Raw genomic sequence first — 25,757 nt, 5'->3', positions numbered from 1 at the left:
CGTCATTCGGCTCAACATGATTATGAAGGCGTGCGGCCGGGGCAGGGCGGCGCGCGACCGGTGAGAAGGCTTGCAAGGTGCGGGCGCGGGGCCTACGCTTGCGGTAAGTGTAAAGGAGGGCGTGTGAAAATGGCGCCCAAGCGTCCCATAGGTGCGGGCGTGTTCCCGAAACCGGTAGAGCCGCCCGGCACCCAGAAACCCGATCCCGCGTCGCTTTATGCCGCGCTGGATCTCGGCACGAACTCGTGCCGCATGCTGATTGCCCAGCCCAAGGGCAACCAGTTCCATGTCGTGGATTCCTTCGCCAAGTCCGTGCAGCTTGGCCAGGGGCTCGAGGCGAGCGGGCGGCTGAACGCCGCCGCCATGCGCCGGACGGTGCACGCGCTGCGGATCTGCCAGTCGAAGCTGCAGAAGCACAAGGTCAGCCACATGCGGCTGGTCGCGACCGAGGCGTGCCGGCGTGCCACCAACGCGGGCGACTTCATCCGCATGGTCCGGCGCGAGACGGGTCTGCGGCTGGACATCATCCAGCCCGAGGAAGAGGCGCGGCTGGCCGTGATCTCCTGCGCGCCGCTGGTCAGCACCAAGACCGAGCAGCTGATGGTCGTGGATATCGGCGGCGGCTCGACCGAGCTTGTCTGGATCGACCTGACCCGCGTGCCGCGGGTGGAACGGCCCCGCGCCATCATGCGGCTGCACGCGGGCTTCAAGCCCGCGGACGGATCGCCCTTCCCGGCGGCGCGTGTCGTGGACTGGATCAGCGTGCCTCTGGGTGTCGCCACCCTGCGCGAGCAATTCGACGACGTGAAGAACGACGCCGCCCGCTTCGCGCTGATGAGCTGGTTCTTCGAGGAAAACCTCGTGAATTTCGCGCCTTACGCCACCGAGCAGAAGCGCGAGGGCTTCCAGATCATCGGCACCAGCGGCACGGTCACGACCGTGGCGGCCAGCCACCTGGGCCTGCGTCGCTATGATCGCAATCGCGTGGACGGGCTGCGGATGACCAGCGCGCAAATCGATGCCGTCATCCGCGATTACCTGACCCTCGGCCCCGAGGGGCGCCGCGCCGATCCGCGCATCGGACGCGACCGGCACGCGCTGATCATGTCCGGTGCGGCGATTCTGCAGGCGTTGCTGCGGGTCTGGCCCACCGACCGGCTGAGCGTGGCCGACCGCGGCCTGCGCGAGGGGTTGCTTTACGCCCAGATGTCGGCGGACGGCGTGCTGGAGGACGGCCCCTACTGATCCGGCGGCAAGGTCAGGACGCGCTGGTGGCGATCTCGGAGAAACCGCCGAAAATCATGCGCTTGCCGTCGAAGGGCATCTGCATCTCGGGATCGTTCTCCATCATCTGCTTCCAGCCCGCGTCGCGCGTGGCCTTGTCGGGCCAGACGATCCAGCCCGCGGCGACCGTTTCGTCCGGGCCGCACTTCACGGCCATGGGCAATGATGTCAGCTCTCCGCCGGGGACATCGTCGCCCCAGCAATCGACCGCCCCCGTGGCGCCGATGGACAGGAAATAGGCGTGCGATTTGGTGCAGAACTCGGTATAGGCCTGCTTGTCGGCGCTGGGAACGGCGGCCACGAAAAGATCGAAATACGGCATGGTGCGAACTCCTTCGTCTGCGGTATCCCCATGGATGCCCGGCCGGGTTCGATTTTCAACGATTTGTTTCGCGCGACCGCGCGGGCGGGGAAGGATGGCGATCATGGCCAAGAAGACCAGCGGCCGCGGCGCGCGCGACCTGACCGTGAAGGTGAAGACGGCGCGGGGGCGTCGGTCCTCCTCGACCCGCTGGCTGCAGCGGCAGCTGAACGACCCCTACGTGAAGCGTGCGCAGGCCGAGGGGTATCGCGGCCGCGCGGCGTTCAAGATCATGGAACTGGACGACAAGTACGGCTTCCTGCGCCCCGGCGCGCGGGTGGTGGACCTTGGCTGCGCGCCGGGCGGCTGGCTGCAGGTGGCCGTGCCGCGCATCAACGCGCTGGGGGATACGCCGGGCAAGCCCAAAGGCCGCATCCTCGGCGTTGACCTGCAAGAGGTCGAGCCGGTGCCGGGCGCCGAGATCCACCAGATGGATTTCATGGATGAAGGCGCCGACGACCGGGTCAAGGAATTGCTGGGCGGGCGGGCCGACGTGGTCATGTCGGACATGGCGGCCGCGTCCTCGGGCCACAAGCAGACCGACCACCTGCGCATCATCGCTTTGTGCGAGGCCGCGGCCTACCTGGCCTTCGACGTGCTGGACGAGGGCGGGACCTTCGTCGCCAAGGTGCTGGCCGGCGGCGCCGAAGGCGACCTGCAGAAGATCCTGAAACAACGCTTCGCCAAGGTCGCCCACATGAAACCGCCCAGCAGCCGGTCGGACAGTTCCGAGAAATTCGTGGTGGCGCAGGGCTTTCGCGGCGTCGACTAGGGTCGCTCCGCTCGCCGTGACGGTCTCGACCGGAAGGATCGTGGGCCAGTGGCGCGCGGTCTCGTCCTGAGGCGCGTCGCCTTCGCGGCTGGCGAAGACCACCTCGGTTCGGTGTCGCAACGAACGGCCGCCCTGTCGGAGCGGACCGTCGCCGTGGCCTGCCTCGATACGGTAAAACGCCGTTTTCCTGCGCAAGCACCGCGCGCTGATCGGTCCGGCTCTCGCCCCGGTGCGACAATTTTCAACCCGCGGCGCTGGTTGGGCTGCCGTTCGCGACCCATCACGCCCAAGCCAACCCTATGTTGCCGGCTGAGCGGTCGAGGCCGGCACGGAAAAGGTGCCGGCCTCGTTTCCTGATGCCGAGGCGAGCCTAAGGCGGTGCTTACACAAGCTCGCTTGCAGGATCGTTGTCTGTAGCGGCTAATTCCATGGGCGGCGCCCCGCGCTTCACCGCGCCAGGACGATATCCGCCTTCAACCCGCCCAGACGTTCGGACCGGTCCAGCCGCAGGATGCCGCCGTGCTGTCGCGCGATGTCCATGGCGATGCTCAGGCCCAAGCCCACGCCGCCGCCCGCGTTCTGGTTGCGCGCGGCATCCAGCCGGGCGAAGGGGCGCATCGCCTCGTCCCGTGCCGCCTCGGGGATGCCGGGACCGTCATCCTCGACCGTGAAGACCAGCGCCTTGGGGGTCAGCGACAGCGACAGCTCGGCCCGGCTGCCATACCGCACGGCGTTGCCCACGAGGTTTTCCAGCGCGCGGTTGATCGCGACGGGCTGAAGCAGCGCCTCGCCCGAGCCGGTGATGCGGTGGATATGCGCGGCCTGTCCCGCGCGGCGGCTGTTCTCGACCAGATCCTGTAGCAAGAGGGCGGGATCGACCAGCGTCGGATCGTCCAGCGTGCCGTCGCGGGCGAAGTCGAGAAAGGCGTCCAGCATGCGCTGCATCTCGTCCACGTCGCGCAACAGGGCAGGGGCCTCGGGGTCGTCCATCATCGACAGGCTCAGACGCATCCGGGTCAGCGGCGTGCGCAGGTCGTGGCTGACGCCCGACAGCATCAGCGTCCGCTGCTCCATCTGCCGTTCGAGCCGCTGGCGCATGTCGAGGAAGGCGGCCCCCGCCTGCCGTACCTCGGTCGCGCCGGAGGGGCGATAGGGCTGAAGCCGGCCGCGTCCGAAGGCCTCGGCCGCCGCGGCGAGGCGCTTGATCGGTCTGAGCTGGTTCTTGAGAAACAGGTAGGCGATCACCGTCATCAGGATAGACGTGCCAACCATGAGAACCAACAGCTGATGCGGGTTCTCGGCCGACACGCGGTCGCGGTCGAAACTGAGCCCCACCGGTCCTTTTGACGTGTCGATGGTGAGGAACACCGCGCCGTCGTTGCGCGCGAGGTCGATGCCGGTGATGCCCGGCAGATCGTCGTAAAGCGTGGGGAGGACCAGTCGCCCCGACAGGTCGTAGAACAGGCGCGCGTCCCCGGTCACCGGATCGGGGTCGGGCAGGGCCAGCTCGATGTTCAGGGCCTGCGCCAGCCGGCCGGCTTGATCTCGGGCCTCCTCCGGGTTTGGCGCCTCCTCGATCAGGGTGACGAGCCGCGACAGCTCCAGCGCGACATTCGTGGTCATCTGCTCGGTCACGTCCTCGAACAGGCGCTGGATGAAGACCACCGACACGACCAGCTGGATGGTGATGACCGGCAGCAGCAGGATCAGGGCGGCCCGCCCGTAGAGCGATCTGGGGATGTAGCGTTTCATGCCATCGACTGTCATGCTGGCCACGCTACTGCGTCCGTCGGACAGGAGGAAGGCCATGGCCGCGCCGTTCACGCTCGGGCCCGGGCTGCGCCGGCTGCGCGCGCCGAACCCGTCGCCCATGACCCATACGGGCACCAACACCTACCTTGTGGGCGAGGGCCCCTGTGCTGTCATCGATCCGGGGCCGGACGATCCCGCGCATCTGGACGCGATCCTCGCGGCCTGTCCCGAGGGGGTGAGCCACATCCTCGTGACCCACGCCCACCTGGATCACTCGCCCCTGTCCCGCGCGCTGGCGAAGGCCACCGGCGCGCCGATCCTGGGCTTCGGTCCCGCCCATGCCGGCCGCGCGCCGGTGATGGAGCGGCTGGGCGAGCTGGGCGGGGGCGAGGGCGTTGACCATGCCTTCCGGCCCGACGAAACGCTGGCGGATGGCGATACCGTTCGCGGCGAGGGCTGGACGATCCGCGCGCTCTGGACGCCGGGGCACCTGTCGAACCACCTGAGCTTCGCCTGGGACGACACGCTGTTCACCGGCGACCTGGTGATGGGGTGGGCGTCGTCGCTGGTGTCGCCGCCCGACGGCGACATGACCCAGTTCATGGCGTCCGTCGCGCGGCTGGCCGAAACCCACTGGGCCCGGTTTCACCCGGGCCACGGCGACCCGGTCGACGCGCCGGCCAAACGGCTGGACTGGCTCATTGCCCACCGCAAGGGCCGCGAGACGCAGATCCTCGACGCCCTGGGACCCGCGCCGCTGACCGCCGCCACGCTGGCCGCGCGCATCTATACCGACACGCCCGCCCGTCTTCTGCCGGCCGCCGCGCGCAACGTCCTCGCGCATCTGATTGATCTGCATGGTAAAAACGAGGTGTCCGCCACGGGGCCGATCCATGCCGAGACGATGTTTCACCGCTCGTGACTTTTTCCTCCCGGCCCTCTTGTCGCCCCCGAACACCCTTGCTATACGCCCCTCGTGTTCCGGCGTAGCTCAGCGGTAGAGCAGTTGACTGTTAATCAATTGGTCGTAGGTTCGATCCCTACCGCCGGAGCCAAATTTTCCAACTAAATCAGATACTTGGGTATTGCTGCGCTGCAGCAGCGTCCGTCCGTCCGTCGCCGTCCGTGACGGACGCTCCGTCTGATGGATAATGCGAGTTAAGATTTCGGGTACGATCAGCGCCGGCGGCCGACCGAATTGTCAGCCGGCCGCCTCTTGTCACAGATCGAGATCGACGATAAACCGGAAGGTTCGAGGCGTGATCCTTGGACCATCGAAAGTCATGAACTGACTGCGCTGTGCAGCGTCTCTCGCGGCATCTTGCAGATATCGGCTGGCTTCATGCTCGGCGTAAGCCTCAACTTCTTTCACCACGTTTTCCACCGTATCGCCCCGATCGCAGTTGGGGCACGCGACAGTGTCTTTGGGTCCTGGATCTTCCGGCCCCTGCAGGGGCACTTTGCAGGAACCGCAAAGAATGGTTTTACTTTCACCGTCCATCAGGTGGCCCCCCGAGCTGTCTGAGCATTGGCGGAAGGAGACAAACCATGAAGAAGGTCACGTTCAATGCTAAGGCGCTCGGCGTGTCCAGGAACCCACATCGCACCGATATGGGTCATACCGAGCGATCTGGCCCGTCGGTAGCCGTCGTGGGAGGTGACACCCAAATTGAGTCTCTGTTTGAGAGATTGGGTTTCACCGATGTAAAGCGCTTCCCACGTATCGGAAATCACAGGTCTACCTAAGACGTAGACCCCCGGAATCGGATTGAACTCCGTCCCGACGGGGTGCATTTCGAACGTGTACGGACGACCGCTCGCTCCGTGCCATATTACGTTTTGTGCCATGGATCTGGCCTTTCAGATTGGCCGGATCAGGCTTGACGCTGCGATTAACACCTGTAGAAAGTACTCGTGAGCTCACATACATCGGCCTGACCCGGCTGGTTACAAATAGAGGCGGCAGGTGGGAAGACCTGACCGCCTCAATTTTTGCTGATATCACAGGCATCTCTACCGAGTCTAGGAAGACACGGCGCTATCCACACCAAATGTGGAATCTTAGGCTAGCGTTAGTGCGTCCACCAGATCAACGTCCGTCCGATCACCTTGGACTTGACCGCCTCGCCCAGCAGGTTCTCGATGAAGAAGTCCTCGAGCTGCTCGAAGCTCAGGAAGCGGCGGCGATTGTAGATCACGCCGTTCTTCTCGAATGTCTTGGTCACGTCGACCGCATGGCGCGCGGCAATGTCGGCGAAGGTGTTTCCGCGTGTGCTTTCCGCGTTCATGCGCTCGGTCCTTCCTCGCTCGATTCCGATGGACATCGCTGAGCTGGATCAGGCGTCCAGCATGATATGGACACGGGTGGAATGCTTCGAGCACTGAACTCGTTCCGGGTCGCCGCGAAGATCGTGATTGCCTTCTCGGCGGATCTGCCAGCCATCTTCCGTCCCGCTCGGAAACTGCGTCTCGGCGAAGTCTACGACCTGGTCGTCCTTCCAGTCGGAGGGGACGCATACCTGTAAATCGAAGATTCCGCGACGGGTGAGTTCTGCGGCGCCGGTCTGCTCGCTCATCGTTTCACGCCTTCCTCTTTTCGGGCCCCTTGGCGGGTCGGGTGATCGCGCCGATCGCGCGCATGGCGGCCGGGAAATCAGCGGGCATGTAGGTTTCGCCCAGGAGCGGATCCCGCGCGGCCGAGTTGCCCAGGACGTCGCCGATATCGTCGCGGCCGACTGCGGCCGAACGGGCCATGACACCGAAGGTCCGGCGCAGGTCGCGAAATTGCAGGGTGGCGACGCTGGGCAGCGCCTCGGCCGCGGTTGTGCGTAGGCGTTGCCAGCGCGTCTGGAACGTCTCTTCGTTGAACGGCGCGTCATTCACCGGATCCGCGAAGATCGGCGCTTCAGGCGCCAGGTCCTCGCGAGCATCGAGCATGGGGGCGCAGGCGTCGTGCACGGGCAGGACGCCCTCGGTCCCGCGTTTCGAGCGGGTCAGCTGCCACAGCCACAGGCGGCGCGGGGAAGCATCGCCGGGAAGCTGCACGTCCTGTCGGCGGAAGTCGGCGCGGCGGGCCAGGATCAGATCCGTCTCGCGCTGGCCGTGATAGGTGGCGAACAGCACCATCTGGCCCATGACCGGCCAGCCAAGCGCGTCTGCCGCCTGCACCAGGGAGTCAATCTCGTCCCAGCTGGCGGTACGCTTGCGCGGCTTCGGCGTGCGCATCTTGAGCCGCAGGCAGGGGTTGCTGTCCTCGGAGCGCCAACCCAGCAGCTCGGCATGGCCCATGAGGCTCGACATCATGCGCACAAGCGCCTGGGCGCGGCGCGGGCTGCCGGTCCGCAGTAGCGCCTGGTACCAGTTGTAGATCACCGGTTTCGTGAAATCCGAGACGTGATCCTCGCCCCACTTTGCCGATATCAGTCGCAGCAGGGCGTCGTAGCTCTTCTGCGTCTTCGGCGCCAAGTCCGGGAAGGCTTCGGCTCGGTAACGCTGGATCACCGCGTCGATCGAGCGGCCTCCGGTGCGCGCCGGCGTCTTGCCAGCGCGGGCCAGGTCGACGTCGCGGTTCAGCTTTTCTGCTTCGCGGATTGACCAGGTCGGCTTGTCGGCTGAGAGCTCGACTGATTTCCAGCCTGCGGCGGCCAGCGCCTTGCCCGGTTCCCACCACACCCGCCAACTGCCGTCGGCTCGGCGCCGCTGGCGCAGTCGCTGGGGCATCTTGGCCTTGGGGATCGGCGGCTTGCTCAATGTAGGGCCTTCGCGCCGCGCTTTCGGGCTGCCGTGCATTTCGGGCAGTCGCACGTCCCGAGCTGGCCGGACAGAAGCGCGGCCAATACGTGGCAGAACATCAGCGTCACCTGGTCGCGATCCGTCCCGATGCCGAGAAACAACGTAACGGCCGCCAGCAAATAATCCGCTGCGACCTGACTGACCTGTGAATTGTCCAGGCCGTCGGCGTCTCGCAGGATGGTTTGGACTTCGGCGCGCGACTGCTGAAAAACCACTTCTGTCATGACCTTCTGGCTCATGCCGTTGCCGCCTTCTGCATGAGACGCACAACGTTCCCGCCGGTCGGCGTCAGCTCGGGCGGCAGCTCGGGCGTCACGTCGCGGGGCAGACCGTTCTGGGCGATCCAGGCAGCGACCTGGCTGCGGCGCCATTTCAGGGGCGACTGCATGTGCGGCATGGGCAAAGGGAAGCGATGGTCGGCCTCGAGCTGGTCGCGCCGGCGCAGGAAGGTGGCGCGGCTGCAATCCAGCATCCGGGCAAAACCGGTGGCGTCGATGAAAGTGGGATCTGGCATGGTCTTTCCTTGTCCGGCCCGCCGCGCTGTCGGTGCGGCGGGCGATGGCGGGGCGTCCGATGAGAAGGATCGGCCGACAGACCCCGTCGCGGCCCTGGCAGAGGCTTACGATGCGCGAAACGCGGGGTTGTTGTCCCAGTGACGGGCGGCCTGGCCGCTGGTCACGCCATTCTGAAGGGCGCGGCAGAGGCGCAGAAATTGGTTGTCAGGCACCAGCGACAGCTGGCAGTCGCGGCTGGCCCGGCGGGTCAGGTCGTTCAGCGTGGCATCGGGCGCGCTGCCAGCGAAGAGCTGCAGCACGCGATACGGATCCAGTTCGCCGTCGAGCATGGCCGCGGCCACGTCGCGTTCGTCCAGGCGGCGGGTCACGGCCGGTCCCCCGGGCCCAGCAGCGGGACCACGTTGGACGGGGTGATATCGGGTACGAGCTCGAGCCCCGCGGCGGCGCGGCGGCGGCTGTCCAGCAGCTCTTCGAGGCAGGGCTGGGCGCAGATGAGCAGCAGCGCGGCCTTGTCCTCGGTCGTGGAGCCAGTCCGCGCGTCTTCGGCTATGCCGATCAGCGTCTCGAGCAGCTGGTCGCTGATCGTGGCCGGGTCGGCCGCGGGCAAGCTGGGGATTTCGCGGGCCGCGCTCATGCCGCCACCCGCGTATCAAGGGGCAGACCGTCGCGGCCGGTGCGCAGGCGCAGCAGCGGCAAGCCGGTGGCCAATGCCACGGTCAGGGCCGTGTCGAAGTCCTCACCCTGAAGCATGAGATTGCCGACCTGGTGGCCGAAGATCGATCCGCAGTGACCGTCCAGGTAAACCCGGGCTTCCAGCAGGCTGACCTGGTAATTTCGGCAGACCAGGCGCGCGGCCAGGTCGAAGCGACGCTCGCGCTCGGCCGGGTTGACCTCGGCCTCGGCATCACTGGCGCAGTTCAGGCTATCGCCGTCGAGGATCTTCCACCGCACGGCGGCCGCGAAGCCCCCCAACGGGTTCTTGGTTTCCAGACTTGGCACGAGCAGTCCCTCCTGTGTGCGGTACGCACTCAGAGGTAAGGTGCCCACTTTGCACCGTCAACGGAAAATTTCCGAAAAACGGAAATCAGTTTGCGGAGGCTTGCCGCACTCTGGCTTCGTAGTCGATGCTGAAATCTTCAATGAATGTGATAAGCTCATGTTCTGGGCGCCCAAGAAATCCGACCGCTTCCTCTGTATCGGGATCGGTCACGGCGCGGGCAAACATCTTGCAGAGTTCGTCTTCGGCCCGCTTCCTGGTGGCGGGTGAGGTCTGCAGACGGCCCTGCCGGATCTTCTGGAGCGTGAAGCCCATGCGGATTGATTGCTCTCTTTTGGGTCGGTGCCACGTACGCTCGACCTTGTCTAAGACCTTGAAGCCGGTCAGCCAGCCAGTCTTCACCTGCCAGATCGCGTCTTCGAAGAGGATCATTGAAGCCTCCAGCTCGCGATGACCTTGCCTCTTATGACGACATTGTTGTGATCTACGACGTAGGTGCGAGCGTCGTCCGGATTTGGTGACGCTGCTACAAGTACAGGGGGCTCATGTCGCCGTAGAATGGTTCGAGCGCGGCCACCGCTGTGCTCGTAGATCTGTGCGAGCACAACATCGCCCGCCTTGGTCAGCTCCGATTGATGCGCATCCACCGCGATGGCATCGCCGGGCATGTATCCCATGAAGGCGAGAGAGGGTTCGCGAACCTGCCAGATTTCGACGCCGGAACGGCCTCCGCCCATGGCTTCGATGATCTGCAATTGTCGGTGGTTGGATGCGTCCCCGTGCACCTTGTATGGCGATGCGTCACCGTCGCTAAGGCTTGGCGTGACAGTCTTGGCATCTTGTTCGCCAAGTACTCCGGCGTGCGACAGCACCTCATCGAGCGAAAGATCAAGCGCGCGGGCGAATGCTCGAGCCCAATCCAGGCTCATCTTCTGTTCACCCGAGTAGATGCGCGAGACGGCCGAGCGCGCGCGGCCCATTTCGGCCGCGATCTTGTCGGCTGTTACGTCCTTGATCTTCTGTTGTTTCTTGAACCAGTCGACATCCATTTCCGCTAAGTAGGCACTCTTCACCGAAAACTGATGTTCGAAAAACGGAAAAATATGCTGGACAGCGGAAATCGACTTCGCCTACATCTTGCGTATGAGTGCGAACCTTACACCAGTTGAAGTAGCAAAGTGCCTACTTGGCACCATAGAGGACGTCGCTATCGCAGCGGGCTTCGACCGCAAAACAGCGTTCAAGTGGGTCAACCCTTCTGCGTGGCGTGATGCTGGCGACATTCCGTCCGCTCGATCCATGCGCCGCCTTCTCGACTACTCCGACGCGCGCGGGCTGGGCCTGACAGCTGAGCACCTTATCCGCGGTGCGACGCGGGCCGAGGTCGATGCGATTCTGGCCGCACGCCAGGACGACGCGGCATGAAGCCGGCAATGCCCCCTTCACAACGAGTCCTTGCCTGGGTGATCCTGACCGGGGTTGCGTCCTGGACGTGGCTGGTGATCGATGCGGTCAAGCGCCACGAGCGGCGCGCCCCTGAATTCGAGACGTCTCAGTCGGTGCCTGCCGATCTGAGCCTCGCGGCCCAATCCTCCCGGGCCGCTACCTCCCCGCGCGAAGGCAGCTCGCGCGGGGATTTTCCCTTCCTTTCGGCCCGCGTTTCGAGCATTTCCGCGGGCCGGGCGGACGCGGCGCCTTGGGGATCGCCCGCCGCGTTCGCTGAAATCCCGGCCCCCACCGGGAGCGCCCGCCCCATCCCCACGCGTCCCTCGCACGGGGCGGGCGCATGACCTATTCACCGCGTGTCCAGGTCGGCCTGCAGGCCTCGACCGTCGCCCTGCGCGCCAAGTCCGGCCAGATGACCGGCGCGGACGTGGAAGAGCTGCAGGCCGTGGCCGAGCAGCTGCTGGCGAAGGACGACGCGCTGTTCCTGGCCGTCAGTGACTTCGCGACGCAGTACCTTCTGATCAGCCACGACCAGCCCGCGATCGCGGAGCGGGGCGCCTGGCTGCTGGATGCGATCGAGCGGGCGACCCGGCCGGATCCGGTCGATTACACGCGGTGCGATATCCATGGATGAGCTGCGCCTGGCCCCAAACGATCACGTGCTGATCAACGCGCTGGCCGCGATTTTCGTGAGCCACGTGCGGCCGGGTCCGCACGAGGACATGATGATCGAAATCGTCCGCGACGCGGTGAAGAAGGCCAACCGCCAGCACCTCTATGTCGGTCCGCTGGTTGCCGCGGTCGAAGATTTCCTGAACTCCTCCCAGGCTGGGCTGGGTGCCAATCACGCGGAATACGCCGTTCGTGTCCGCCTAGTGGCCGTTCTGTCCTGGCGAGCGGGCCACGCCCTGGACGCGCTCCGCGGGGCGGCGGCATGAACGAACGCCGCTATGCCCACAGCATCGACGACATCAAGCACATGCTCCTTGCACAGGTGGACCGGGTCGCTCAGACCTACGCGCCGGCCGCGCCCGGCAGCTACACCGACAAGGGCAAGTATTTCACGCTGAACCCGGGGCGCGTCGATCGCAATGTCGGCAGCTTCTACGTGAACCTGTCCGGACCATACGCCGGACGCTTCCAAGACCACGCCACGGGGCAGGGCGGTGATCTTCTGGACCTGATCCAGCTGCACCTGAACTGCGACCTGGCCGGCGCGCTGCGCGAGGCGCGCGCCTTTCTGGGCCTGGAGACCGTGGATCCCGCCACACGCGCGCAGCGTGAACGCGCCGCGGCCGAGGCCAAGGCGCACCGTGCGCAGGCCGAGCGCGACGAGCGTGAGCGCGCCGATCGCCGCGCGCGACAGGCAAAGGCCCTATGGCTCTCGGGCGTCGACGGCATCGAGGGCACGCCCGTCGGCCAGTATCTGCGCGAGCGGCGGGGCATCGACCTTGCGCGCCTTCCGCGCCGGATCCGCGTGCTGCGCTACTTGCGCGATTGCTTCTACAGCCACACCGATCCGGAAACCGGCGAGGTCATCGAGGGCAGCTATCCCGCGATGGTGGCGCCCGTCGTGGATGCGAGGGGCCGGGTCGTCGCCTGCCACCGGACTTACCTGGCGCTGGGGCATGACGGTCGCTGGGACAAGGCGCCGGTTCCGAAGGCCAAGAAGGTCCTGGGGATGTACGGCGCCGGCGCGATCCATGTCTGGCGCGGAAACCACCCCGGCCCGCGTGGCGGGCAGCCGCCGAGCCTGAAGGACGCGCCGCACGGCACCCGCGTCTTCATCGCCGAGGGCATCGAGGACGCGCTGAGCTGCGCCCTGGTAGTGCCGGAGCACCGGGTCCTGGCCGCGATCAGCCTGGGCAACCTGGCCAACGTGGTGTTGCCGCCGGCCGTGACCCGCGTGACGCTGATCGCCGATCGCGACGAGGGTGAGCAGGCGCAGAAGCAGCTCGAGCGCGCGCGCCGCGCCTTCCTGGACCAGGGCCGCGCCGTAGCTGTCTGGCAGAACGGGCAGGGCGGCAAGGACCTGAACGACGCGCTGCGCGCGGCCGGTGCCGGCGGCGTTGTCGCAATGGGCGAGGGCGCAGCATGACCGACGCCACCCCCCTTCACCAGCTCGGCGAAGAGCTGCGCAATGCACTCGAGGAGAAACCCGATGGTCGGAATGATGACGGACGCCAGGATCGACACGCTGGAAGCGATGAAGCTCGACCGAAAGATGGCGAGGCCAACTCATCCCGCAGTGGCGGCAGCGGTGCGCGCGGTCGTGGACGAGCGCATGGCACGATTTTCGACGGGTGCCCGGTCATACCTCTTGGGGTCAACGGCGATGCCTGCTGGTACCTGGACGTCCGGGGACAACTGAGAGCCGTCACAAAGCACGACAACCAGAAGATCCTGTCGCTGTTCGGCGGACGCCTGGCGCTGCTGGCCCATCACTTCCCGAGCTACAAGCAGGACGGCGAGCCACGCCGCAACGCTTTCGACGCGCAGATGTGCAGCTCTGTCATGATGGCTGCCTGCGACGAATGTGGCGTTTGGGAACCAACGGGTGCCGTGCGCGGAACAGGTGCCTGGACCGACGACGACGGTAACCTGGTTCTGCATGCCGGCGACGAGGTCAAGGTCAAGGGCAAGTGGCTATCGCCAGGAGTTCACGAGGGCAAAGTCTATTCAGCTGCGCCCCGCACCCCTCGCGCCGATGCATCCACCGGGCCCATCGATGAAGACGACAAGGACGGCTCAGTCGATACGGCCGACAGGATCGCCAATCTGATATCGACCTGGAACTGGCGGCGCCCCGATGTCGATGGACAGCTGGCGCTTGGGCTGATCTGTGCGCAGATGCTGGGTGGCGCGCTCAGCTGGCGGCCCGTCGGATGGCTGACCGGCGACCAGGCCACCGGCAAATCGTCCTTCCAACAACTGCTGTCCTACCTGCACGGTGGCGAGACGGGCCTGAAACAGGCCAGCGACGCCACGGAGGCCGGGATCCGCTCGGTCGTGGGCTTCTCGAGCCTGCCCGTGGCGATCGACGAGTTCGAGCCGGATCCCGAGAACCCGCGCAAGACGCGAGCCGTCATCGAGCTCGCTCGCCGCGCCGCGTCGGGCGGCCAAATCTTCCGCGGATCCTCGGACCAGAAGGGCTACCAGTCGAACGCCTACAGCTGTTTCCTGTTCAGCTCGATCCTGGTGCCCGACATGCCGTCGCAGGACCGGTCCCGCCTGATCCTCCTGGACCTGGACCGACTGCCCCAGGGCGCGCCGAAACCCGACCTGAACCCGCGCCGGCTGCGCACGCTGGGCGCCAGGCTGCGACAGCGCCTGATCGATGGTTGGCCCACCTGGGACGCCCGGCTGGACCTGTGGCGCGCGGCCCTCGCCCGTCACGAGCAGACCGGCCGCGCGGCCGACAACTACGCCACCGTCCTGGCCATGGCCGACATGGCCCATAGTGCCGAGCTGCCCCAGCAGGATGTCCTGGACAACTGGGCGGCCAAGATGGCGCGCGTGATCGTCGAGGACAGTACCGAAGTCGGCAGCAACGCCGAGGACATGCTGACCTGGCTGCTGTCGCAGTATTTCGACCCCTACCGACGCGGCGAGCAGTTCACCATTGCGCAATGGATCATGGCGGCCGCCATGCTGCCGGGCGCACCCCCCCAGCTTTCCTCCGACGACATCGATGCGCGCGACAGGGCAAGGAACGCTAATCAGCATCTGGCCAAGATCGGTCTCCGTGTGCAGGGCGAGAAGGAGAACGCGCAGTTGTTCTTGCCCAACAAGCCTTTCAGCGGGCTTTGCCGGCTCTTCGAGGGCAGCGCCTGGGAAAACGGTGTCTGGGCACAGGCCGCTCGGCGCCTGACCGGCGCCGAGCGCACCAAGGCCCTGACCCTCGCCGGCGTCGCGTCGCGTGGCCACTACGTGCCCTTCACATCGATCCCCGGTCTTCTGTCCTTCCCCATGGACCGCGACGGCCGAGACGCCACGACGCCCGCGCGCGACAACCTTCCCCACGACATCGACGATTTAGGCTGACCATCACCATGGCCCGCAAACCCCTGATATCGCGCCGTCTTGCCCGCACCCGCACCCGTAGGCGGGCCTATATTTTCGCGGATCTGGGCCTTTGGCCGGTGGGTTCGGGGCCACGACGCCACGACAGCCATTATCGCCGTTGTCGTGGGCGTGTCGTGGGCGAATATCGTTTGGGATCAATGCTTTACATCGAATCCACGACACCACGACAGGTTTTCAGCTTCTCTCACATGTGTGTGCATGCGCGCGCCCGCGCGATGGCGGTAACGTGTCTTCTGCGTCGTGGCGTCGTGGCTCTCTCTTATCTCTTTGAAAAGATGGAAAGAAAGGTCACGACAAGTCCCACGACACGCCCACGACACGTGGCCGAAACTGTCGTGGCGGCTGGCTATCCCTTTGTAATCGTTGAAAAGGGTGCATTTTGATGCCCGGTCGTGACACGCAATACCAGGCGCTGGCGCGGGAGGCGGCCGAACGGCTCGATCACGATCAGGACCTGGTCAAGCAGCTGTCGCTGCTGCCCGACGAGCAGGACAGCGGCGCGGCGGACCAGGGCGACCGGCCGACGCGCGGCAAGGGCAAGCAGCTGAGCCAGCTGCGCGAGTTCCTGGCGGCAAAGGGCTATCGCCTGCCCGAGCAGCAGCTGGCCGAGATCGCCGGCCTGACGACGGGCAAGGACGCCATCGCCACCGCCATGGAGCAGGCCGAGCGGATCCTGTCCTGGGCGCGGCACGGTGCCGAGCCCGACGAGCTGAAGGACGGGACGATCAAGCGCGACCGCGTGAGCCTGGCGAAGCGGCTCGAGGTCTTCCAGCAGTGCTACACGGCCCAGCTGCGCGCGGCCGACGCGCTGATGCCCTACGGTGCGCCCAAGGTGACGCCCGACGTCCACGTGACCCAGCCCGTTGCGATCTTCACGGCCCCGCAGCCGACCGGCGATCGCGCCGATCGGGCCCGCGACGTGACGCCCGCGAGCCGTCGGATGATGCCTGCGGACGTGGCGCACGAAATGCAGCGAAATCAGCAAGTTAGCGAAAGCGACGTCGAAGTGACGGACGGCGAGGGTCGGACGGAGTGACAAAAGACCAGCAAAATAAGGGCCAAATGGCCACAGCCCAGTTGATCGAAAATCAACCGGTGACGGACGCGCGCGGCCTCGATCGCGCGCACCAGGCGCGCCAGGCGCACGCGCGCGCGACCCCCCGGGGGGGCCTCGCCGCCCCTGTCCCTATGCCCCCCTGTGTGACCCCATACAGCGTTTTGGCCGATCCGCAGGTGGGGCCATGAGCGTAACCTTGGGACGACGGGTCGGGGGGCAGGGGGGCCTCTGGACCGCCCCGAACGAGGGGTGTGGGGGATCAGCGCCCGCTGGCCGCATGGGTGCGGACAATGGGAGTACGGGCGCGCAGCTGGAAGGGCTGTTGGCGAAAGAGGCAATCGCGAGCTTGGACGAAACCGCCCTGGGGCGCAAGTTCGCAGATGAGGCCGAGTTCGACCGGATCGACGACAGCACCTTCCCGGGTCCGATCGCGGAAAACTTCTACTGGTCCGACGACGACGTGATCGGGATCCAGGGCCCGGTCGGATCCGGCAAGACCACGACGCTGATGAAGTCCCGCCGGCGCCGGGCGATCATGATGCCCCGGTCCACGGTCGACGGCGTGCGGCGCTACAAGGTCCTCTTCATCCGCGAGACTTACCGGCAGCTGTGGTCGACGACGATCCCGTCATACCTTGAGACCTTTCCGAAAAGCCTCGGGACCTGGTCCGGCGGCCGCGGCGATCCGGTGACCCACGTGATCCAGTTTCAGGACGAGCACGGGCCCATCGAGTTCACCGCCGAGTTCATGGCGTTCGGCGACGACATCGCCGCGTCCATGCGCGGCATCCAGACCACCGATATCGTCATCAACGAGGCCGACACGGTGCCGGTGGATGTGATTACTGTCGGCATCGGCCGGATCAACCGCTACCCCGCCGGTCAGCATTTCAAGGGCCTGCCGATCGAGCTGCAGCGATATGGTCAGATCTGCTGCGACTTCAACGCGCCCGACGAGGAAAACTGGACCTTCCGCGTGTTCCACAACGAAGGGGAGCGCCGGAAAATGGAGGCCGAGCTGACCATGGCGCTGGAAGAGGGCGCCAAGCCGATCCGTATGGAATTCTTCCGCCAGCCGGGTTTCGGTGAGCCGGGCACGGAGAACCTGCAGAACCTGAAGGCCGGGTATTACGAGCTTCAGATCGCCCTGAACAAGGCGGCGGGACGAAGCGATTTCACCGACCGGCTGGTCTACAACAAGATCACCTATCTGCGCGCGGGCGAGCCGGTGTTCCTGCGAGAATTCAAGCGGCATATCCATGTGGCGCAGGGGACGATCCCCTTCAACCAGGAATTGCCGGTCAGGATCGGGCTCGACCAGGGCTTCAAGGGTGCGGCCGTCATCGCGCAGCCCGCGGGGTTCTGGCGGTGGCGCATCCTAGCCGAGCTGCATTTCCCGAACGAACGCTTAATGGCCCATGTTTTCGGCACGCGGCTGCGCGAGTTGCTGGACGAACGCTGCCCAAACGCTCGGATTGAGGGCGCCTGGGGCGACATGGCGGGCGAGCATGGCGCGAGCCACGCGGCAGATGAAAATGCGACCTGGAACCTGATGGTGTCCCGCGCGGCCGGTTTTCACATTCGGCCGCAGCGGATCGGCACCAATCGCATTCATCCACGGCTTGAGGCCGTGCGTGCGGCTCTGGAGGCCCCGCTGGAAGCTGGCGAGCCCGGCCTTCTGGTCGACTCAAGCTGCAAATACCTGATCCGGGGTTTTGAAGCCCGATACGTCTGGACGGACGAAATCGACCGCAACGGCGACAAGCGCAAGGTGCCCAACAAGCAGCTGACCGAGGCAAACGTCATGGATGCGGGGCAGTACCTGCTGCTGTCGGCGCACCGGGCCGACGGGATCAGCCCCTACATGTCGCGGCTGGACGACAAGCGCCGCCGCGAGGGCGAGGCCGGGCAAATGCCCGGTAGCCGCCGACCGCCGAAGTCCCAGGGCGGCCTGACCACCAGCTGGGACGTCCTGAGCCCCTACGGAGGGATGCAATGAAGTTTCGGAAAAAGCCTGTCGTGATCGAAGCCACGCAATGGTTTCAACACGGTGACCACCCCGCGGTGAAACGTGAGATCCTGAGCCAGTGGGCGACCGAAAAGGTCGGACCCGAGACGCACGGTCTGATCGAGACGCTGGAAGGCGATCACATGGTCAGCCCTGGCGATTGGGTCATCACTGGCGTTGCGGGCGAGCATTACCCCTGCAAGCCTGAGATCTTCGCGGCTACCTATGAGCCCGCCAATCGCAAGTTCGCCTTGAGCTTCAGCGAAGCGCTATCTGCTCTGAAAGCCGGAGCAGCTGTCGCCCGTGAGGGATGGAACGGCAAGGGCATGTGGATTGCGCTGACGCCTGGATCCGCTTTCGAAGCGAAATACGCGAAATGCGGCCATGCAGCTGCAAAGCGTGCTTCCGAGATCCTTCCCGACGAGGAAATCGAGCTCCTGCCGCACATCGACATGCGGGCCGCCGATGGCTCGATGGTGATCGGCTGGCTGGCCTCGCAGACCGACATGCTGGCCGAAGACTGGATGATCGTGGCGGTCGGAGAAGGGCAATGACCGAAATTCAGAAGATCCAGGCGCGCGCGGTGCAGCGCTTGGGATGCTTTGCGATCGAAGGGCTGATCCTGCTGAACGCCTTGATGGCGATCGTGGGCAACCTCGGCGATGGCGTGAACCTTTGGTTCATCTGCGGACTGATCGCGGCCGCGGTGGCGCTGGCGATCAGCTGGGCCATCGGCATGTTCCTGATCGCCGACCCCGACGCTGCGATCGCGGAGACGCGGGCCGTGATAACGCTTCAGGGCGTCATGCCCATCGTATCGCTGGTGCTGTTCTGCGCCGGCTGTCTTTTCCTCTGACCGAAAGGAGCCACCCATGGCCGAGACGACCAAGAAGAAGCCCGCAGCGAAGCGGAAACCGAAATACGACACCGACGAGTTGCGTCGCATCGCCGACGTGATTTCCGGGTTCCCGGATCCGGGCCGCACCGACCTGATCCACCGGCTGGAAACCGAAGAGGGCATGAAATCCCGCGAGACGTCCGAGGGCCGGATCTACGTGAAGATCGCAAAGCTCGAGGTCGGCACGCGCGGGCCCATGGGGCAGGCGATCCAGAATTGGGGAAACCGCGCGCGGCGCATTGCCCAGGGCCTGGACTGACGCCATGATCGAGGCCGCCCCCTTCGACAACCACGCCGCGCTGGCGATCTTCGCCAGGCTGGACCACAGCGATTGGCTGGAAGCCCAGGCGGTGCGCGGGGGCGGCGCCGATCATCTTGATCTTTTCGGGGACTGGCGCGGGGCGCAGGCCGGTGCGATCCTGTCTCTGGTCCTGCGCGATAGGCGGCGGGGCGGCGAGCCCTTCGCGCTGCTGATCCTGGGGAACACGGGCCAGGCGGGCGTCGCCCAGGCGGCCCTGCTGGCCCGGTGCCACCAGACCTTTCGCCGCGGGATCGCCGCGGCGGCGGTGCAGATCCGCCGCGACATGCCTGTCTTCTGCGTCGAGGCCGGGATCCACCGTGTCGAGGTGCGTTGCTGGGATCGTCACCCGACGGCGCCCGATTTCCTGCTTCACTGCGGGTTCGAATTCGAGGCCAGTTTGCCCGGTTTCGGGGCAGGCGGGGCCGACCGCTTCCTTCAATTCGCCTGGACCAATCGAAAGGACCCCTGAAATGTGCATGTTTTCCAAGCCTGACATCAAAGCCGCGCCGCAGATCATTGCGGCCAACCCGAACCGCGAAGCCACCCGCGGCGGTGACATGGAAGCGCGCCTGCGCCGGGCGCGTGCCAGCCGGGCGTCCTCGATCCTCACAAGCCCGGTGGGTATCCCGGCCGGGCAGACCACCCGCCAGCTGGGGGCGCCGGCATGAAGCCCGACCAGGTCATCGCGCAGGATCCGCGCGCCCGGGCCGCGATGGACCGCTGGGGCGAGCTGATCGTCGAGCGGCGCCGATACGAGCAGGACTGGGAAGACATCGCCCGCCTGATCCGGCCGCAGCGGGGCGGTTTCGGCCTGGACAGCCCGTCCATGCGCGAGCTGTCGAAACCCCTGTCGAGTGTGCCCGTGACGTCTCACGGCAATTTCGCGGCGGGTATCTATGCCGGCATCACCAACCCGGCCACGCGCTGGGGCGGGCTGCGCACCCCCGATGACGATCTCAACCGTTGGCCACCCTTCGCCGACTGGCTGGACCGGCAGACGGCCAAGGTGATGGCGAGCTTCAGCCCGTCGATGTCGAGCTTCTATCCATCGAGCTACCAGGCCTATGCCGATCTTTCGGCCTTCGGCAACGCCGGGACCTACGACCAGATGGACCGCGAAAACCGGCGGTTCCTGGACGTGACCTTGTCCCTGGCCGAGCTGGTCGTGTCGGTCGATTTTCACGGCCGTGTGGACGAGGTGGTGCGGCGCTTCAAGCTCACGCCGCGCCAGGCCGCACGGGAATTCAAGGCGCTGCCGCCGAAAGTGCAGGAGCTGGCCGAGAAGGGCTCGACCGAGAAGCACACGTACTACCAGCACGTGGTGCGCAATGACCAGTTCGTGCCGCGCGCCCTGGGGCCGCGGGGCAAGCGCTGGCTGTCGATCTATGCCTGCGAGGTCGAGGAAAGCCTGGTGCGCATCGCGGGCTACGACGAAATGCCGTTCAACTTCCCGCGCTGGGACGTGGACAGCGGGATGACCTACGGCACGGGGCCCGGCTTCATCGCCCTGGCATCGGCCCGTGTGAACGACCGCATGGAGGACGCGACGCTGCGGGCGGCGCAACGCGCGGCCGATCCGACCCGGTTGGCGCCCGATCGCGACGCGGTCCCGCTGAATGGCACGTTCCGGCCGGGCGCAGTCGTCTACGGCGCGATCGGGCCGAATGGACAGCGCCTGGTGCAGTCGGACGACGCTACGGGGTCGATCGGTCTGACGATGGAGGAAAAGCGCGCCAAGCAGGAAGAGATCAAGGACGCGTTCTACTACACGGTCATGAGCCTCACGGGCCGCACCGGGATCTCGGACGACGAGAACCGCGTCATCGAGGAAGCACGCCTGCGCAACTGGGCGCCGCATGCCGACCGGATCATGGAGGAATACGCCGCACCGAAATTCGAGCGGCGGTTCCGAATGCTGATGCGCGCGGGCCAGATCGATCCGGCGCCCGAGGGGACGCCCGGCGACGTGCCGCTGCAGGTGCATTACACGTCGCAGACCGCCCTGGCGCTGAAGGCGTCGGAGGCGTCGTCGGTGCGGCGGTATATCCTGGGCGACCTTCTGCCGTTGGCGCAGGTGAAGCCCGAGCTCCTGGACCGGATCAGCGCCGATGATTACGCCGAGGTCCTGCACGAGGCCAGCCCGTCGCTTCCGCAGCGGCTCCTGGTACCGCGGGAAGTCGCGGCTGCGCGCGCGCAAGCCCGTGAGCAGCAAATGCAGGCCATGCAGGCCACGCAGATGGCCAAGGATGGCGGGGCGGCGCTGCGCGACATGGCGCAGGCCGGTGCGGCCATGCAGGGCGGGAGCGCAGCTGATGGCAATGATTGATCGGATCAAAGCCGAATATTTCCGGCTGGCCAATGAAGGCTACGAGTTTCAGAAAATAAAGATCACGAACGATGCTTACTGCACTCTGATGCGGCAAATGTCGCTGGAGAGTTCCGTGACGGCTTCAAGCGATTGCACTAATCCAGAACCCGTGCCGAAGCTCATGGGGATGCCGATCGAGCGGGTCCCCGTTGGCGCACTTGATGCGCCGTGTTGGCAGATCATAACGGGGAGACATCCGTGAAAATCTCCAACCCCCTTGCCGTGCTGCGGTCGATCTTTCCGCAGCACGCGCCCGAAGCGGCGACCGGCTTTGCCGCGCGATGGAGCCGGGCGTTCGCCCGCGACGAAGAGCTGATGGGAGACTTGATCGTCCACGGAGGCCTGATGGTGACCCAGCCCGTCCAGATGGATCAGGGCTTTCCGTCGCCGGCGCCGATCGATCCCTATCGCCTGGCCTACGAGGCCGGACGGCGCGACCTGGCCGTGCAGCTGCTGTCGGCCGGCAACGTCACCCACACCGACATCCAGAACATGCTGAAGGAGCAGAGATATGACGATTAATCGCTTTTGGGGGCGGCCCGGTTGGCGCGAGATCCTGCGCCAGGGCGAAGGCGAGGGCGGTGCCGGCGGCGGTACCGGTGGCGAGGCGGCGGGCGGCGACGGTGGCGCCGGCGGCGAAGGGACGGGCGGCGATGGTGGGACCGGTGGCGAAGGAGCTGGCGGCACCGGTGGCGAGGCGCCCTGGTGGAAGGGCGATCGGTTCAACGATCAGACCCGACAGATGCTGCAGGCAAAAGGTCTGACCGTTGACGATCCGGTCGAGGCGATCGGGAAGCTGGCGGATTTCTACAGCAATGCCGAAAAGCGCTTGGGCAAGCCCGCCGATCAGCTGATGGACCGGCCCAAGGAAGGGCAGGACGTGGCCGAGTGGCTGAAGGCCAACGGCGACGTGTTCGGGATCCCCGAGACGGCCGAGAAATACGACATCGCCAAGCCCGAGGCCTGGCCGAAGGATCAGCCGTGGGACGAACAGCTCGAGGGCGTCGCGCGAACGAAGGCGCACGAGCTCGGAATGACGCAAGCCCAGATGGCGGGGATGACCGAGCTCTTCGCCGGGCATATGGCCAAGATGGTGGGCGATGCCGAAACCGAGGCAGGCCTTGCCAACACCAGGCTGCAGGAGGCGCTGCAATCCGACTGGGGCGACCAATACAGCGCGAAGGTCGCCCAGGCGCAGCAGGCCGCCAGCGCGATCGCGGCCGAGGCCGGGCTGGACGGCGACGCGATTTCTGCGCTGTCGGGCGTCCTGGCCGCGAAGACTGGCGACGCCAACACGATCAAGATGTTTGCGGCTATTGGTCAGATGATGGGCGACGACAGCGCGGCCGGTATGCGTACTGGCGGATCCACCCTGGGCGTCACGCCGGCGGATGCGAGGTCGGAGCTCGAGGCGATGATGAAGCCCGACAGCGACTACCAGAAGGCGATCAAGGCGAAACGGATCGGCCAGCCCGGGCACGATTTCGACCGGTTGCACAAGCGCTATACCGAGCTGTCGAAGCTCGCGGCCGGGTAGTCGCCTTGCCAACGTGATGGTTGTCCACTTGAAACTCGACTCCAACATATGAGTTCTGCCATGCTTTGCATATGCGTCGATTCTGGACCTTTGTGTGGACTGTCGGAACCGGTATTCCCGGTCTCGTCGGAGCATATGAATTTTACTATACGCTTCCGGGATGGCTGGGCGCGTTCTGGGAGCAGCACATGAGTGGCGTACCGTGGTTGCCCTTCGTCTCTTTGGGTCTCTCTGCCATTGGTCTTTTTGTACTGATTTTCTGGAACCGCATATTCGCGGGAAAGCGCGCAGCTGATCAGCGGACGGATGAGACACCAGAACCTAACGCCGCGGATTCGTATTCTCACTTTGATCAAAGTATCAAGGTGAAAAAAAATATTGGAAAGATCTCTCCATTATACGACAATTCAAGAGGAAACCAGCGAAATGGCAGAAGATGACGAGTATAAAAAAATCTACGATCAGAGCGTTAACGTAGGAGAAAACAGCGGTACCGTTTCCCCCACCTACAATAACACCACGATCAACCAAGAGGTCGAGCCGGAGCTAGAGATAGTAGAGGGTCCGACGGTTGAAGAGTGGCAAGGCAACAAAAAAGTGACCATCATTGCTCGATTGACAAAACCTGTTTCAAGACTGTCCGTTCAGGCGCAAGGTCAGAACGTAACTGGTCTGGGAATAAGGCGACCGGTAACGGATGGCGCAAGTTCAACTGTTAAACCCGGTCTAAAGAAATGGAGTAATCCGGAAGCGGGTGTCGTTGAAGAATCGTTCGAAAACGCTTCCGGCACTTATGAGATCGCTGCTGTCTTCACTGATGGACCCGAGCCAGTTATTGCCCATAAAATCGAGCGCTAGGTAACGAGCACAATCACTCATCCGGTCTAGCATTTGAATAAAACCCTTGACATGGCCGCTAGATTTGCGGCCATGTTCCGTTTGAAGGGTAACCCGTGCGTCGGGTCCTTCTGCACCGGATAAGCTCCGGCGGTCAGGCCACGATACGGTCAGGGCGGGTCCGGTTGCCGGGCAACCCCTCCGAAAACTCACACACATGATTTTTCGAGAGGGGTAGGGCATGTCCTATCGTCAATTGGTCGAGCCGCATCACAAGCTGACCTTCCAGAACAACATCAAGATGACGGCGCAGCAGATGTCGAACCCGCTGCGCGCGGCCGTCACGACCGTCACCTGCACCGGCGAAGCGCAGGACATGGCCGATCTGATCAACGAGATCGACTACCTGCGCGGCGAGGACTACGGGCGCCGCAACCCCGAGAACCCGCCCAGGCGTTCGCGCCGCTGGCTGGTCCGCCCGGGCGTGATCGAGAGCGGGCAATACATCACCAAGGAAGAAAAGTTCGACCAGTCGCAGGATCCCAGCTCGCAGCTGGTGACTGCGCACCTGAAGGCCGTCGAGCGCGGTGTGTTCGATACGATCCTCGGGATCGAGAAAGCGACGGACGGGACTTTCCGCCTGCATGGCGGCGGCATCCTGGGCCCCGTCTTCGAAGGCAAGACGCCGACCAGCACCGTGTCGCTGCCGGCCGCCAACTACATCGCGTCCGATTACGAGACCCCCGGCACGCATGTTGGCCTGACAACCGGCAAGCTGCGCGCCGCGACCGAGGGGATGGAGCTGGAAGAATTCGGGCTCGAGACCGACGAAGAGGTCTACGGCCTGATCACGCCCAAGCAGAAAACCGACCTGATCAATATCGCGCTCGAGACCAAGGGGTCCCTGAACGCGTTCGAGGTCGAGACGATCCGCGAAGGCAAGCCCACGCGCCTTCTGGGCGTCAACTGGCTGTTCACCAACCGCCTCCCGCGGGATGCGAACGGCCGTCGGCTCTGCCCCTTCTGGCTGAAGTCCGAGATCGTCTGCGGCTTCTGGCAGGACGTGCAGGGCGACATGTGGAACGACACGGCCGCCAAGAACCTGCCCTACGCGCATGTCGACTGCTACCCGGCCGCCGGCCGCGTGCAGGACGGCGGCGTGCGGGTCATCCGCTGCGCCGAGTGATCTAAGCGGGCCGCCCAGTGCCCGCCGGGCGGCCCCCCTTCTGACCTGTGAAAGGAGGGCGCACCATGCCCGTGACCAACAAGACTTCCAACCTGATCCACGATCCGATGACGCCGGGCTCAGTCCCGGCGGATCCGCAGAAAGCTCGAGGGCGCCTGATCGTCGCCACCGGGACCGTGGAAAACGCAGCCGACGACCTGAGCGGGTCGAAGTTCCACCTGGCCTCGATCCCGTCGACGGCGCTGCTGCATGAAGACACTGCCTTCGACGTGGAAAACTGGGGTTTCGCCCAGATCGTCATCGGCACCGAAAGCGACACCGATGCGCTGATCGATCAGACCAAGGCCACCGAGAACATCGTCACGCCCGTCGCCTTCGGTGACGCATCGCACGGCCTGATGATCTGGGAGGTGCTGGGCCTTGCCTCGGATCCCGGCGGCAATGTCGAGCTCTGGGCCCATGCCGAGGCCGACGCCACGGGCGCCGGTGCGCTGCCGTTCCGCGTCGCGTACCTGGCCCCCTGATCCAAGCGGCCCGGGCTATCCGCCCGGGCCGGTCTG

General features: G+C 65.3%; 36 protein-coding genes and 1 tRNA gene. 24 read left to right on the top strand and 13 right to left on the bottom strand.

Features of this window, described 5'->3' with window-relative positions; translation table 11 throughout:
* The first annotated feature begins 129 nt into the window (after positions 1-129).
* On the top strand, positions 130-1,245 hold the full coding sequence (locus BMX96_RS11710; protein WP_091845677.1) for a Ppx/GppA phosphatase family protein: 1,116 nt from the start codon (positions 130-132) through the stop codon (positions 1,243-1,245).
* Positions 1,246-1,258: 13 nt separating this feature from the next.
* On the opposite strand, the gene BMX96_RS11705 is transcribed toward BMX96_RS11710, so the two are convergent.
* Entirely contained in the window at positions 1,259-1,606 is a 348-nt protein-coding gene (locus tag BMX96_RS11705; protein WP_091845676.1) for a DUF1428 domain-containing protein, read from the bottom strand.
* Positions 1,607-1,709: 103 nt separating this feature from the next.
* Here BMX96_RS11705 and BMX96_RS11700 point away from each other — a divergent pair, with 103 nt between their 5' ends.
* Positions 1,710-2,417: an RlmE family RNA methyltransferase gene (locus tag BMX96_RS11700; protein ID WP_073125594.1), complete on the top strand. Its 708-nt coding sequence runs from the start codon at positions 1,710-1,712 to the stop codon at positions 2,415-2,417.
* A gap of 447 nt (positions 2,418-2,864) precedes the next feature.
* Here BMX96_RS11700 and BMX96_RS11695 read toward each other — a convergent pair whose 3' ends face one another.
* On the bottom strand, positions 2,865-4,184 hold the full coding sequence (locus BMX96_RS11695) for an ATP-binding protein (RefSeq protein ID WP_091845871.1): 1,320 nt from the start codon (positions 4,182-4,184) through the stop codon (positions 2,865-2,867).
* A 40-nt stretch (positions 4,185-4,224) separates the two neighbouring features.
* Between BMX96_RS11695 and BMX96_RS11690 the strand changes: the two genes are divergently transcribed.
* Positions 4,225-5,091, top strand: coding sequence for an MBL fold metallo-hydrolase (locus BMX96_RS11690; RefSeq protein ID WP_091845675.1), 867 nt, complete (start codon positions 4,225-4,227; stop codon positions 5,089-5,091).
* Between the two features lie 58 nt (positions 5,092-5,149).
* A tRNA-Asn gene (locus tag BMX96_RS11685) sits at positions 5,150-5,224 on the top strand.
* 164 nt (positions 5,225-5,388) lie between these two features.
* Here the strand turns inward: BMX96_RS11685 and BMX96_RS19325 are convergent.
* The 11 genes from BMX96_RS19325 to BMX96_RS11635 all read right to left on the bottom strand — a co-directional run bounded on the left by BMX96_RS19325 (position 5,389) and on the right by BMX96_RS11635 (position 10,522).
* The gene (locus BMX96_RS19325) at positions 5,389-5,670 is read right to left on the bottom strand and encodes a hypothetical protein (RefSeq protein ID WP_139210077.1); all 282 of its coding nucleotides are present in this window, start codon (positions 5,668-5,670) and stop codon (positions 5,389-5,391) included.
* A gap of 571 nt (positions 5,671-6,241) precedes the next feature.
* Positions 6,242-6,457, bottom strand: coding sequence for a hypothetical protein (locus BMX96_RS11680; protein ID WP_091845674.1), 216 nt, complete (start codon positions 6,455-6,457; stop codon positions 6,242-6,244).
* A 48-nt stretch (positions 6,458-6,505) separates the two neighbouring features.
* A complete protein-coding gene (locus BMX96_RS11675) occupies positions 6,506-6,745 on the bottom strand; it encodes a hypothetical protein (RefSeq protein WP_091845673.1) in 240 nt (79 codons plus the stop codon).
* Positions 6,746-6,749: 4 nt separating this feature from the next.
* Positions 6,750-7,958: a site-specific integrase gene (locus BMX96_RS11670; protein ID WP_139210075.1), complete on the bottom strand. Its 1,209-nt coding sequence runs from the start codon at positions 7,956-7,958 to the stop codon at positions 6,750-6,752.
* Positions 7,916-8,200: a hypothetical protein gene (locus BMX96_RS11665; RefSeq protein ID WP_091845671.1), complete on the bottom strand. Its 285-nt coding sequence runs from the start codon at positions 8,198-8,200 to the stop codon at positions 7,916-7,918. Before BMX96_RS11665 ends, BMX96_RS11670 begins: the two co-directional genes overlap by 43 nt.
* Positions 8,197-8,475, bottom strand: a complete 279-nt coding sequence (locus BMX96_RS11660; protein WP_091845670.1) for a hypothetical protein — start codon at positions 8,473-8,475, stop codon at positions 8,197-8,199. The genes BMX96_RS11665 and BMX96_RS11660 overlap by 4 nt, the downstream gene beginning before the upstream one ends.
* A gap of 105 nt (positions 8,476-8,580) precedes the next feature.
* Entirely contained in the window at positions 8,581-8,844 is a 264-nt protein-coding gene (locus BMX96_RS11655) for a hypothetical protein (RefSeq protein WP_091845669.1), read from the bottom strand.
* Positions 8,841-9,110 (bottom strand): hypothetical protein, encoded by a 270-nt coding sequence (locus BMX96_RS11650; RefSeq protein ID WP_091845668.1) that lies wholly within the window; start codon positions 9,108-9,110, stop codon positions 8,841-8,843. Before BMX96_RS11650 ends, BMX96_RS11655 begins: the two co-directional genes overlap by 4 nt.
* Positions 9,107-9,475 carry a hypothetical protein gene (locus tag BMX96_RS11645; RefSeq protein WP_091845667.1) on the bottom strand — a complete coding sequence of 123 codons (369 nt, stop codon included), beginning with the start codon at positions 9,473-9,475 and terminating at the stop codon, positions 9,107-9,109. The genes BMX96_RS11650 and BMX96_RS11645 overlap by 4 nt, the downstream gene beginning before the upstream one ends.
* An 85-nt stretch (positions 9,476-9,560) precedes the next feature.
* A complete protein-coding gene (locus BMX96_RS11640; protein WP_091845666.1) occupies positions 9,561-9,905 on the bottom strand; it encodes a hypothetical protein in 345 nt (114 codons plus the stop codon).
* Positions 9,902-10,522: a helix-turn-helix domain-containing protein gene (locus BMX96_RS11635; protein WP_091845665.1), complete on the bottom strand. Its 621-nt coding sequence runs from the start codon at positions 10,520-10,522 to the stop codon at positions 9,902-9,904. Before BMX96_RS11635 ends, BMX96_RS11640 begins: the two co-directional genes overlap by 4 nt.
* Positions 10,523-10,616: 94 nt before the next feature.
* On the opposite strand from BMX96_RS11635, the gene BMX96_RS11630 reads away from it, so the two are divergent.
* The 20 genes from BMX96_RS11630 (at position 10,617) to BMX96_RS11535 (ending at position 25,721) form a co-directional block, all read left to right on the top strand.
* Positions 10,617-10,898 carry a hypothetical protein gene (locus BMX96_RS11630; protein WP_091845664.1) on the top strand — a complete coding sequence of 94 codons (282 nt, stop codon included), beginning with the start codon at positions 10,617-10,619 and terminating at the stop codon, positions 10,896-10,898.
* A 361-nt stretch (positions 10,899-11,259) separates the two neighbouring features.
* Positions 11,260-11,553: a hypothetical protein gene (locus tag BMX96_RS11620; protein WP_091845662.1), complete on the top strand. Its 294-nt coding sequence runs from the start codon at positions 11,260-11,262 to the stop codon at positions 11,551-11,553.
* Positions 11,546-11,857: a hypothetical protein gene (locus BMX96_RS11615; protein ID WP_091845661.1), complete on the top strand. Its 312-nt coding sequence runs from the start codon at positions 11,546-11,548 to the stop codon at positions 11,855-11,857. Before BMX96_RS11620 ends, BMX96_RS11615 begins: the two co-directional genes overlap by 8 nt.
* Positions 11,854-13,017, top strand: a complete 1,164-nt coding sequence (locus tag BMX96_RS11610) for a DUF7146 domain-containing protein (protein ID WP_091845660.1) — start codon at positions 11,854-11,856, stop codon at positions 13,015-13,017. Before BMX96_RS11615 ends, BMX96_RS11610 begins: the two co-directional genes overlap by 4 nt.
* Complete coding sequence (locus tag BMX96_RS11600; protein WP_139210073.1) at positions 13,014-14,963, top strand: hypothetical protein; 1,950 nt, start codon at positions 13,014-13,016, stop codon at positions 14,961-14,963. Before BMX96_RS11610 ends, BMX96_RS11600 begins: the two co-directional genes overlap by 4 nt.
* Positions 14,964-15,387: 424 nt before the next feature.
* Positions 15,388-16,041, top strand: coding sequence for a hypothetical protein (locus BMX96_RS11595; RefSeq protein ID WP_091845657.1), 654 nt, complete (start codon positions 15,388-15,390; stop codon positions 16,039-16,041).
* 367 nt (positions 16,042-16,408) lie between these two features.
* A complete protein-coding gene (locus BMX96_RS11585) occupies positions 16,409-18,061 on the top strand; it encodes a hypothetical protein (RefSeq protein WP_091845655.1) in 1,653 nt (550 codons plus the stop codon).
* Positions 18,058-18,624 (top strand): DUF2829 domain-containing protein, encoded by a 567-nt coding sequence (locus tag BMX96_RS11580; protein ID WP_091845654.1) that lies wholly within the window; start codon positions 18,058-18,060, stop codon positions 18,622-18,624. Before BMX96_RS11585 ends, BMX96_RS11580 begins: the two co-directional genes overlap by 4 nt.
* On the top strand, positions 18,621-18,926 hold the full coding sequence (locus tag BMX96_RS11575) for a hypothetical protein (protein WP_091845653.1): 306 nt from the start codon (positions 18,621-18,623) through the stop codon (positions 18,924-18,926). Before BMX96_RS11580 ends, BMX96_RS11575 begins: the two co-directional genes overlap by 4 nt.
* A 16-nt stretch (positions 18,927-18,942) precedes the next feature.
* Positions 18,943-19,227 carry a hypothetical protein gene (locus BMX96_RS11570; protein WP_091845652.1) on the top strand — a complete coding sequence of 95 codons (285 nt, stop codon included), beginning with the start codon at positions 18,943-18,945 and terminating at the stop codon, positions 19,225-19,227.
* Between the two features lie 4 nt (positions 19,228-19,231).
* Complete coding sequence (locus BMX96_RS11565) at positions 19,232-19,738, top strand: hypothetical protein (RefSeq protein ID WP_091845651.1); 507 nt, start codon at positions 19,232-19,234, stop codon at positions 19,736-19,738.
* Between the two features lies 1 nt (position 19,739).
* Positions 19,740-19,937, top strand: coding sequence for a hypothetical protein (locus BMX96_RS11560; RefSeq protein WP_091845650.1), 198 nt, complete (start codon positions 19,740-19,742; stop codon positions 19,935-19,937).
* Positions 19,934-21,595, top strand: coding sequence for a portal protein (locus BMX96_RS11555; RefSeq protein WP_091845649.1), 1,662 nt, complete (start codon positions 19,934-19,936; stop codon positions 21,593-21,595). The genes BMX96_RS11560 and BMX96_RS11555 overlap by 4 nt, the downstream gene beginning before the upstream one ends.
* Complete coding sequence (locus tag BMX96_RS19320; protein ID WP_139210071.1) at positions 21,582-21,839, top strand: hypothetical protein; 258 nt, start codon at positions 21,582-21,584, stop codon at positions 21,837-21,839. The genes BMX96_RS11555 and BMX96_RS19320 overlap by 14 nt, the downstream gene beginning before the upstream one ends.
* Positions 21,836-22,159, top strand: a complete 324-nt coding sequence (locus BMX96_RS19315) for a hypothetical protein (RefSeq protein WP_139210069.1) — start codon at positions 21,836-21,838, stop codon at positions 22,157-22,159. The genes BMX96_RS19320 and BMX96_RS19315 overlap by 4 nt, the downstream gene beginning before the upstream one ends.
* Entirely contained in the window at positions 22,149-23,174 is a 1,026-nt protein-coding gene (locus BMX96_RS19635; protein ID WP_175481726.1) for a hypothetical protein, read from the top strand. The genes BMX96_RS19315 and BMX96_RS19635 overlap by 11 nt, the downstream gene beginning before the upstream one ends.
* Before the next feature lie 71 nt (positions 23,175-23,245).
* Positions 23,246-23,614 (top strand): hypothetical protein, encoded by a 369-nt coding sequence (locus BMX96_RS19305; RefSeq protein ID WP_139210068.1) that lies wholly within the window; start codon positions 23,246-23,248, stop codon positions 23,612-23,614.
* Positions 23,601-24,032 (top strand): hypothetical protein, encoded by a 432-nt coding sequence (locus tag BMX96_RS19300; protein ID WP_139210066.1) that lies wholly within the window; start codon positions 23,601-23,603, stop codon positions 24,030-24,032. The genes BMX96_RS19305 and BMX96_RS19300 overlap by 14 nt, the downstream gene beginning before the upstream one ends.
* Positions 24,033-24,252: 220 nt before the next feature.
* A complete protein-coding gene (locus tag BMX96_RS11540) occupies positions 24,253-25,197 on the top strand; it encodes a phage capsid protein (RefSeq protein WP_091845646.1) in 945 nt (314 codons plus the stop codon).
* Between the two features lie 65 nt (positions 25,198-25,262).
* Entirely contained in the window at positions 25,263-25,721 is a 459-nt protein-coding gene (locus tag BMX96_RS11535; RefSeq protein ID WP_091845645.1) for a hypothetical protein, read from the top strand.
* The last annotated feature ends 36 nt before the right edge of the window (positions 25,722-25,757 follow it).

The sequence above is a fragment of the Palleronia pelagia genome, assembly GCF_900110115.1.
GTDB lineage: Bacteria > Pseudomonadota > Alphaproteobacteria > Rhodobacterales > Rhodobacteraceae > Palleronia > Palleronia pelagia.
This window is presented reverse-complemented; position numbering and strand designations above follow the sequence as displayed.

What these genes read in the sequence shown, in the direction of transcription:
- BMX96_RS11680 (WP_091845674.1), bottom strand. Translation starts at nt 6,457, where the DNA reads ATGAACGCGGAAAGCACACGCGGAAACACCTTCGCCGACATTGCCGCG.
- BMX96_RS11540 (WP_091845646.1), top strand. Translation starts at nt 24,253, where the DNA reads ATGTCCTATCGTCAATTGGTCGAGCCGCATCACAAGCTGACCTTCCAG.
- BMX96_RS11630 (WP_091845664.1), top strand. Translation starts at nt 10,617, where the DNA reads ATGAGTGCGAACCTTACACCAGTTGAAGTAGCAAAGTGCCTACTTGGC.
- BMX96_RS11560 (WP_091845650.1), top strand. Translation starts at nt 19,740, where the DNA reads ATGTGCATGTTTTCCAAGCCTGACATCAAAGCCGCGCCGCAGATCATT.
- BMX96_RS11620 (WP_091845662.1), top strand. Translation starts at nt 11,260, where the DNA reads ATGACCTATTCACCGCGTGTCCAGGTCGGCCTGCAGGCCTCGACCGTC.
- BMX96_RS11580 (WP_091845654.1), top strand. Translation starts at nt 18,058, where the DNA reads ATGAAGTTTCGGAAAAAGCCTGTCGTGATCGAAGCCACGCAATGGTTT.
- BMX96_RS11660 (WP_091845670.1), bottom strand. Translation starts at nt 8,475, where the DNA reads ATGCCAGATCCCACTTTCATCGACGCCACCGGTTTTGCCCGGATGCTG.
- BMX96_RS11635 (WP_091845665.1), bottom strand. Translation starts at nt 10,522, where the DNA reads ATGGATGTCGACTGGTTCAAGAAACAACAGAAGATCAAGGACGTAACA.
- BMX96_RS11615 (WP_091845661.1), top strand. Translation starts at nt 11,546, where the DNA reads ATGGATGAGCTGCGCCTGGCCCCAAACGATCACGTGCTGATCAACGCG.
- BMX96_RS11710 (WP_091845677.1), top strand. Translation starts at nt 130, where the DNA reads ATGGCGCCCAAGCGTCCCATAGGTGCGGGCGTGTTCCCGAAACCGGTA.
- BMX96_RS11675 (WP_091845673.1), bottom strand. Translation starts at nt 6,745, where the DNA reads ATGAGCGAGCAGACCGGCGCCGCAGAACTCACCCGTCGCGGAATCTTC.
- BMX96_RS19305 (WP_139210068.1), top strand. Translation starts at nt 23,246, where the DNA reads ATGCGTCGATTCTGGACCTTTGTGTGGACTGTCGGAACCGGTATTCCC.
- BMX96_RS11700 (WP_073125594.1), top strand. Translation starts at nt 1,710, where the DNA reads ATGGCCAAGAAGACCAGCGGCCGCGGCGCGCGCGACCTGACCGTGAAG.
- BMX96_RS11705 (WP_091845676.1), bottom strand. Translation starts at nt 1,606, where the DNA reads ATGCCGTATTTCGATCTTTTCGTGGCCGCCGTTCCCAGCGCCGACAAG.
- BMX96_RS19300 (WP_139210066.1), top strand. Translation starts at nt 23,601, where the DNA reads ATGGCAGAAGATGACGAGTATAAAAAAATCTACGATCAGAGCGTTAAC.
- BMX96_RS11570 (WP_091845652.1), top strand. Translation starts at nt 18,943, where the DNA reads ATGGCCGAGACGACCAAGAAGAAGCCCGCAGCGAAGCGGAAACCGAAA.
- BMX96_RS11650 (WP_091845668.1), bottom strand. Translation starts at nt 9,110, where the DNA reads ATGAGCGCGGCCCGCGAAATCCCCAGCTTGCCCGCGGCCGACCCGGCC.
- BMX96_RS19320 (WP_139210071.1), top strand. Translation starts at nt 21,582, where the DNA reads ATGGCAATGATTGATCGGATCAAAGCCGAATATTTCCGGCTGGCCAAT.
- BMX96_RS11600 (WP_139210073.1), top strand. Translation starts at nt 13,014, where the DNA reads ATGACCGACGCCACCCCCCTTCACCAGCTCGGCGAAGAGCTGCGCAAT.
- BMX96_RS11565 (WP_091845651.1), top strand. Translation starts at nt 19,232, where the DNA reads ATGATCGAGGCCGCCCCCTTCGACAACCACGCCGCGCTGGCGATCTTC.
- BMX96_RS19635 (WP_175481726.1), top strand. Translation starts at nt 22,149, where the DNA reads ATGACGATTAATCGCTTTTGGGGGCGGCCCGGTTGGCGCGAGATCCTG.
- BMX96_RS11690 (WP_091845675.1), top strand. Translation starts at nt 4,225, where the DNA reads ATGGCCGCGCCGTTCACGCTCGGGCCCGGGCTGCGCCGGCTGCGCGCG.
- BMX96_RS11640 (WP_091845666.1), bottom strand. Translation starts at nt 9,905, where the DNA reads ATGATCCTCTTCGAAGACGCGATCTGGCAGGTGAAGACTGGCTGGCTG.
- BMX96_RS11665 (WP_091845671.1), bottom strand. Translation starts at nt 8,200, where the DNA reads ATGAGCCAGAAGGTCATGACAGAAGTGGTTTTTCAGCAGTCGCGCGCC.
- BMX96_RS11610 (WP_091845660.1), top strand. Translation starts at nt 11,854, where the DNA reads ATGAACGAACGCCGCTATGCCCACAGCATCGACGACATCAAGCACATG.
- BMX96_RS11575 (WP_091845653.1), top strand. Translation starts at nt 18,621, where the DNA reads ATGACCGAAATTCAGAAGATCCAGGCGCGCGCGGTGCAGCGCTTGGGA.
- BMX96_RS19325 (WP_139210077.1), bottom strand. Translation starts at nt 5,670, where the DNA reads ATGGACGGTGAAAGTAAAACCATTCTTTGCGGTTCCTGCAAAGTGCCC.
- BMX96_RS11670 (WP_139210075.1), bottom strand. Translation starts at nt 7,958, where the DNA reads ATGCACGGCAGCCCGAAAGCGCGGCGCGAAGGCCCTACATTGAGCAAG.
- BMX96_RS11555 (WP_091845649.1), top strand. Translation starts at nt 19,934, where the DNA reads ATGAAGCCCGACCAGGTCATCGCGCAGGATCCGCGCGCCCGGGCCGCG.
- BMX96_RS11535 (WP_091845645.1), top strand. Translation starts at nt 25,263, where the DNA reads ATGCCCGTGACCAACAAGACTTCCAACCTGATCCACGATCCGATGACG.
- BMX96_RS11595 (WP_091845657.1), top strand. Translation starts at nt 15,388, where the DNA reads ATGCCCGGTCGTGACACGCAATACCAGGCGCTGGCGCGGGAGGCGGCC.
- BMX96_RS11695 (WP_091845871.1), bottom strand. Translation starts at nt 4,184, where the DNA reads ATGACAGTCGATGGCATGAAACGCTACATCCCCAGATCGCTCTACGGG.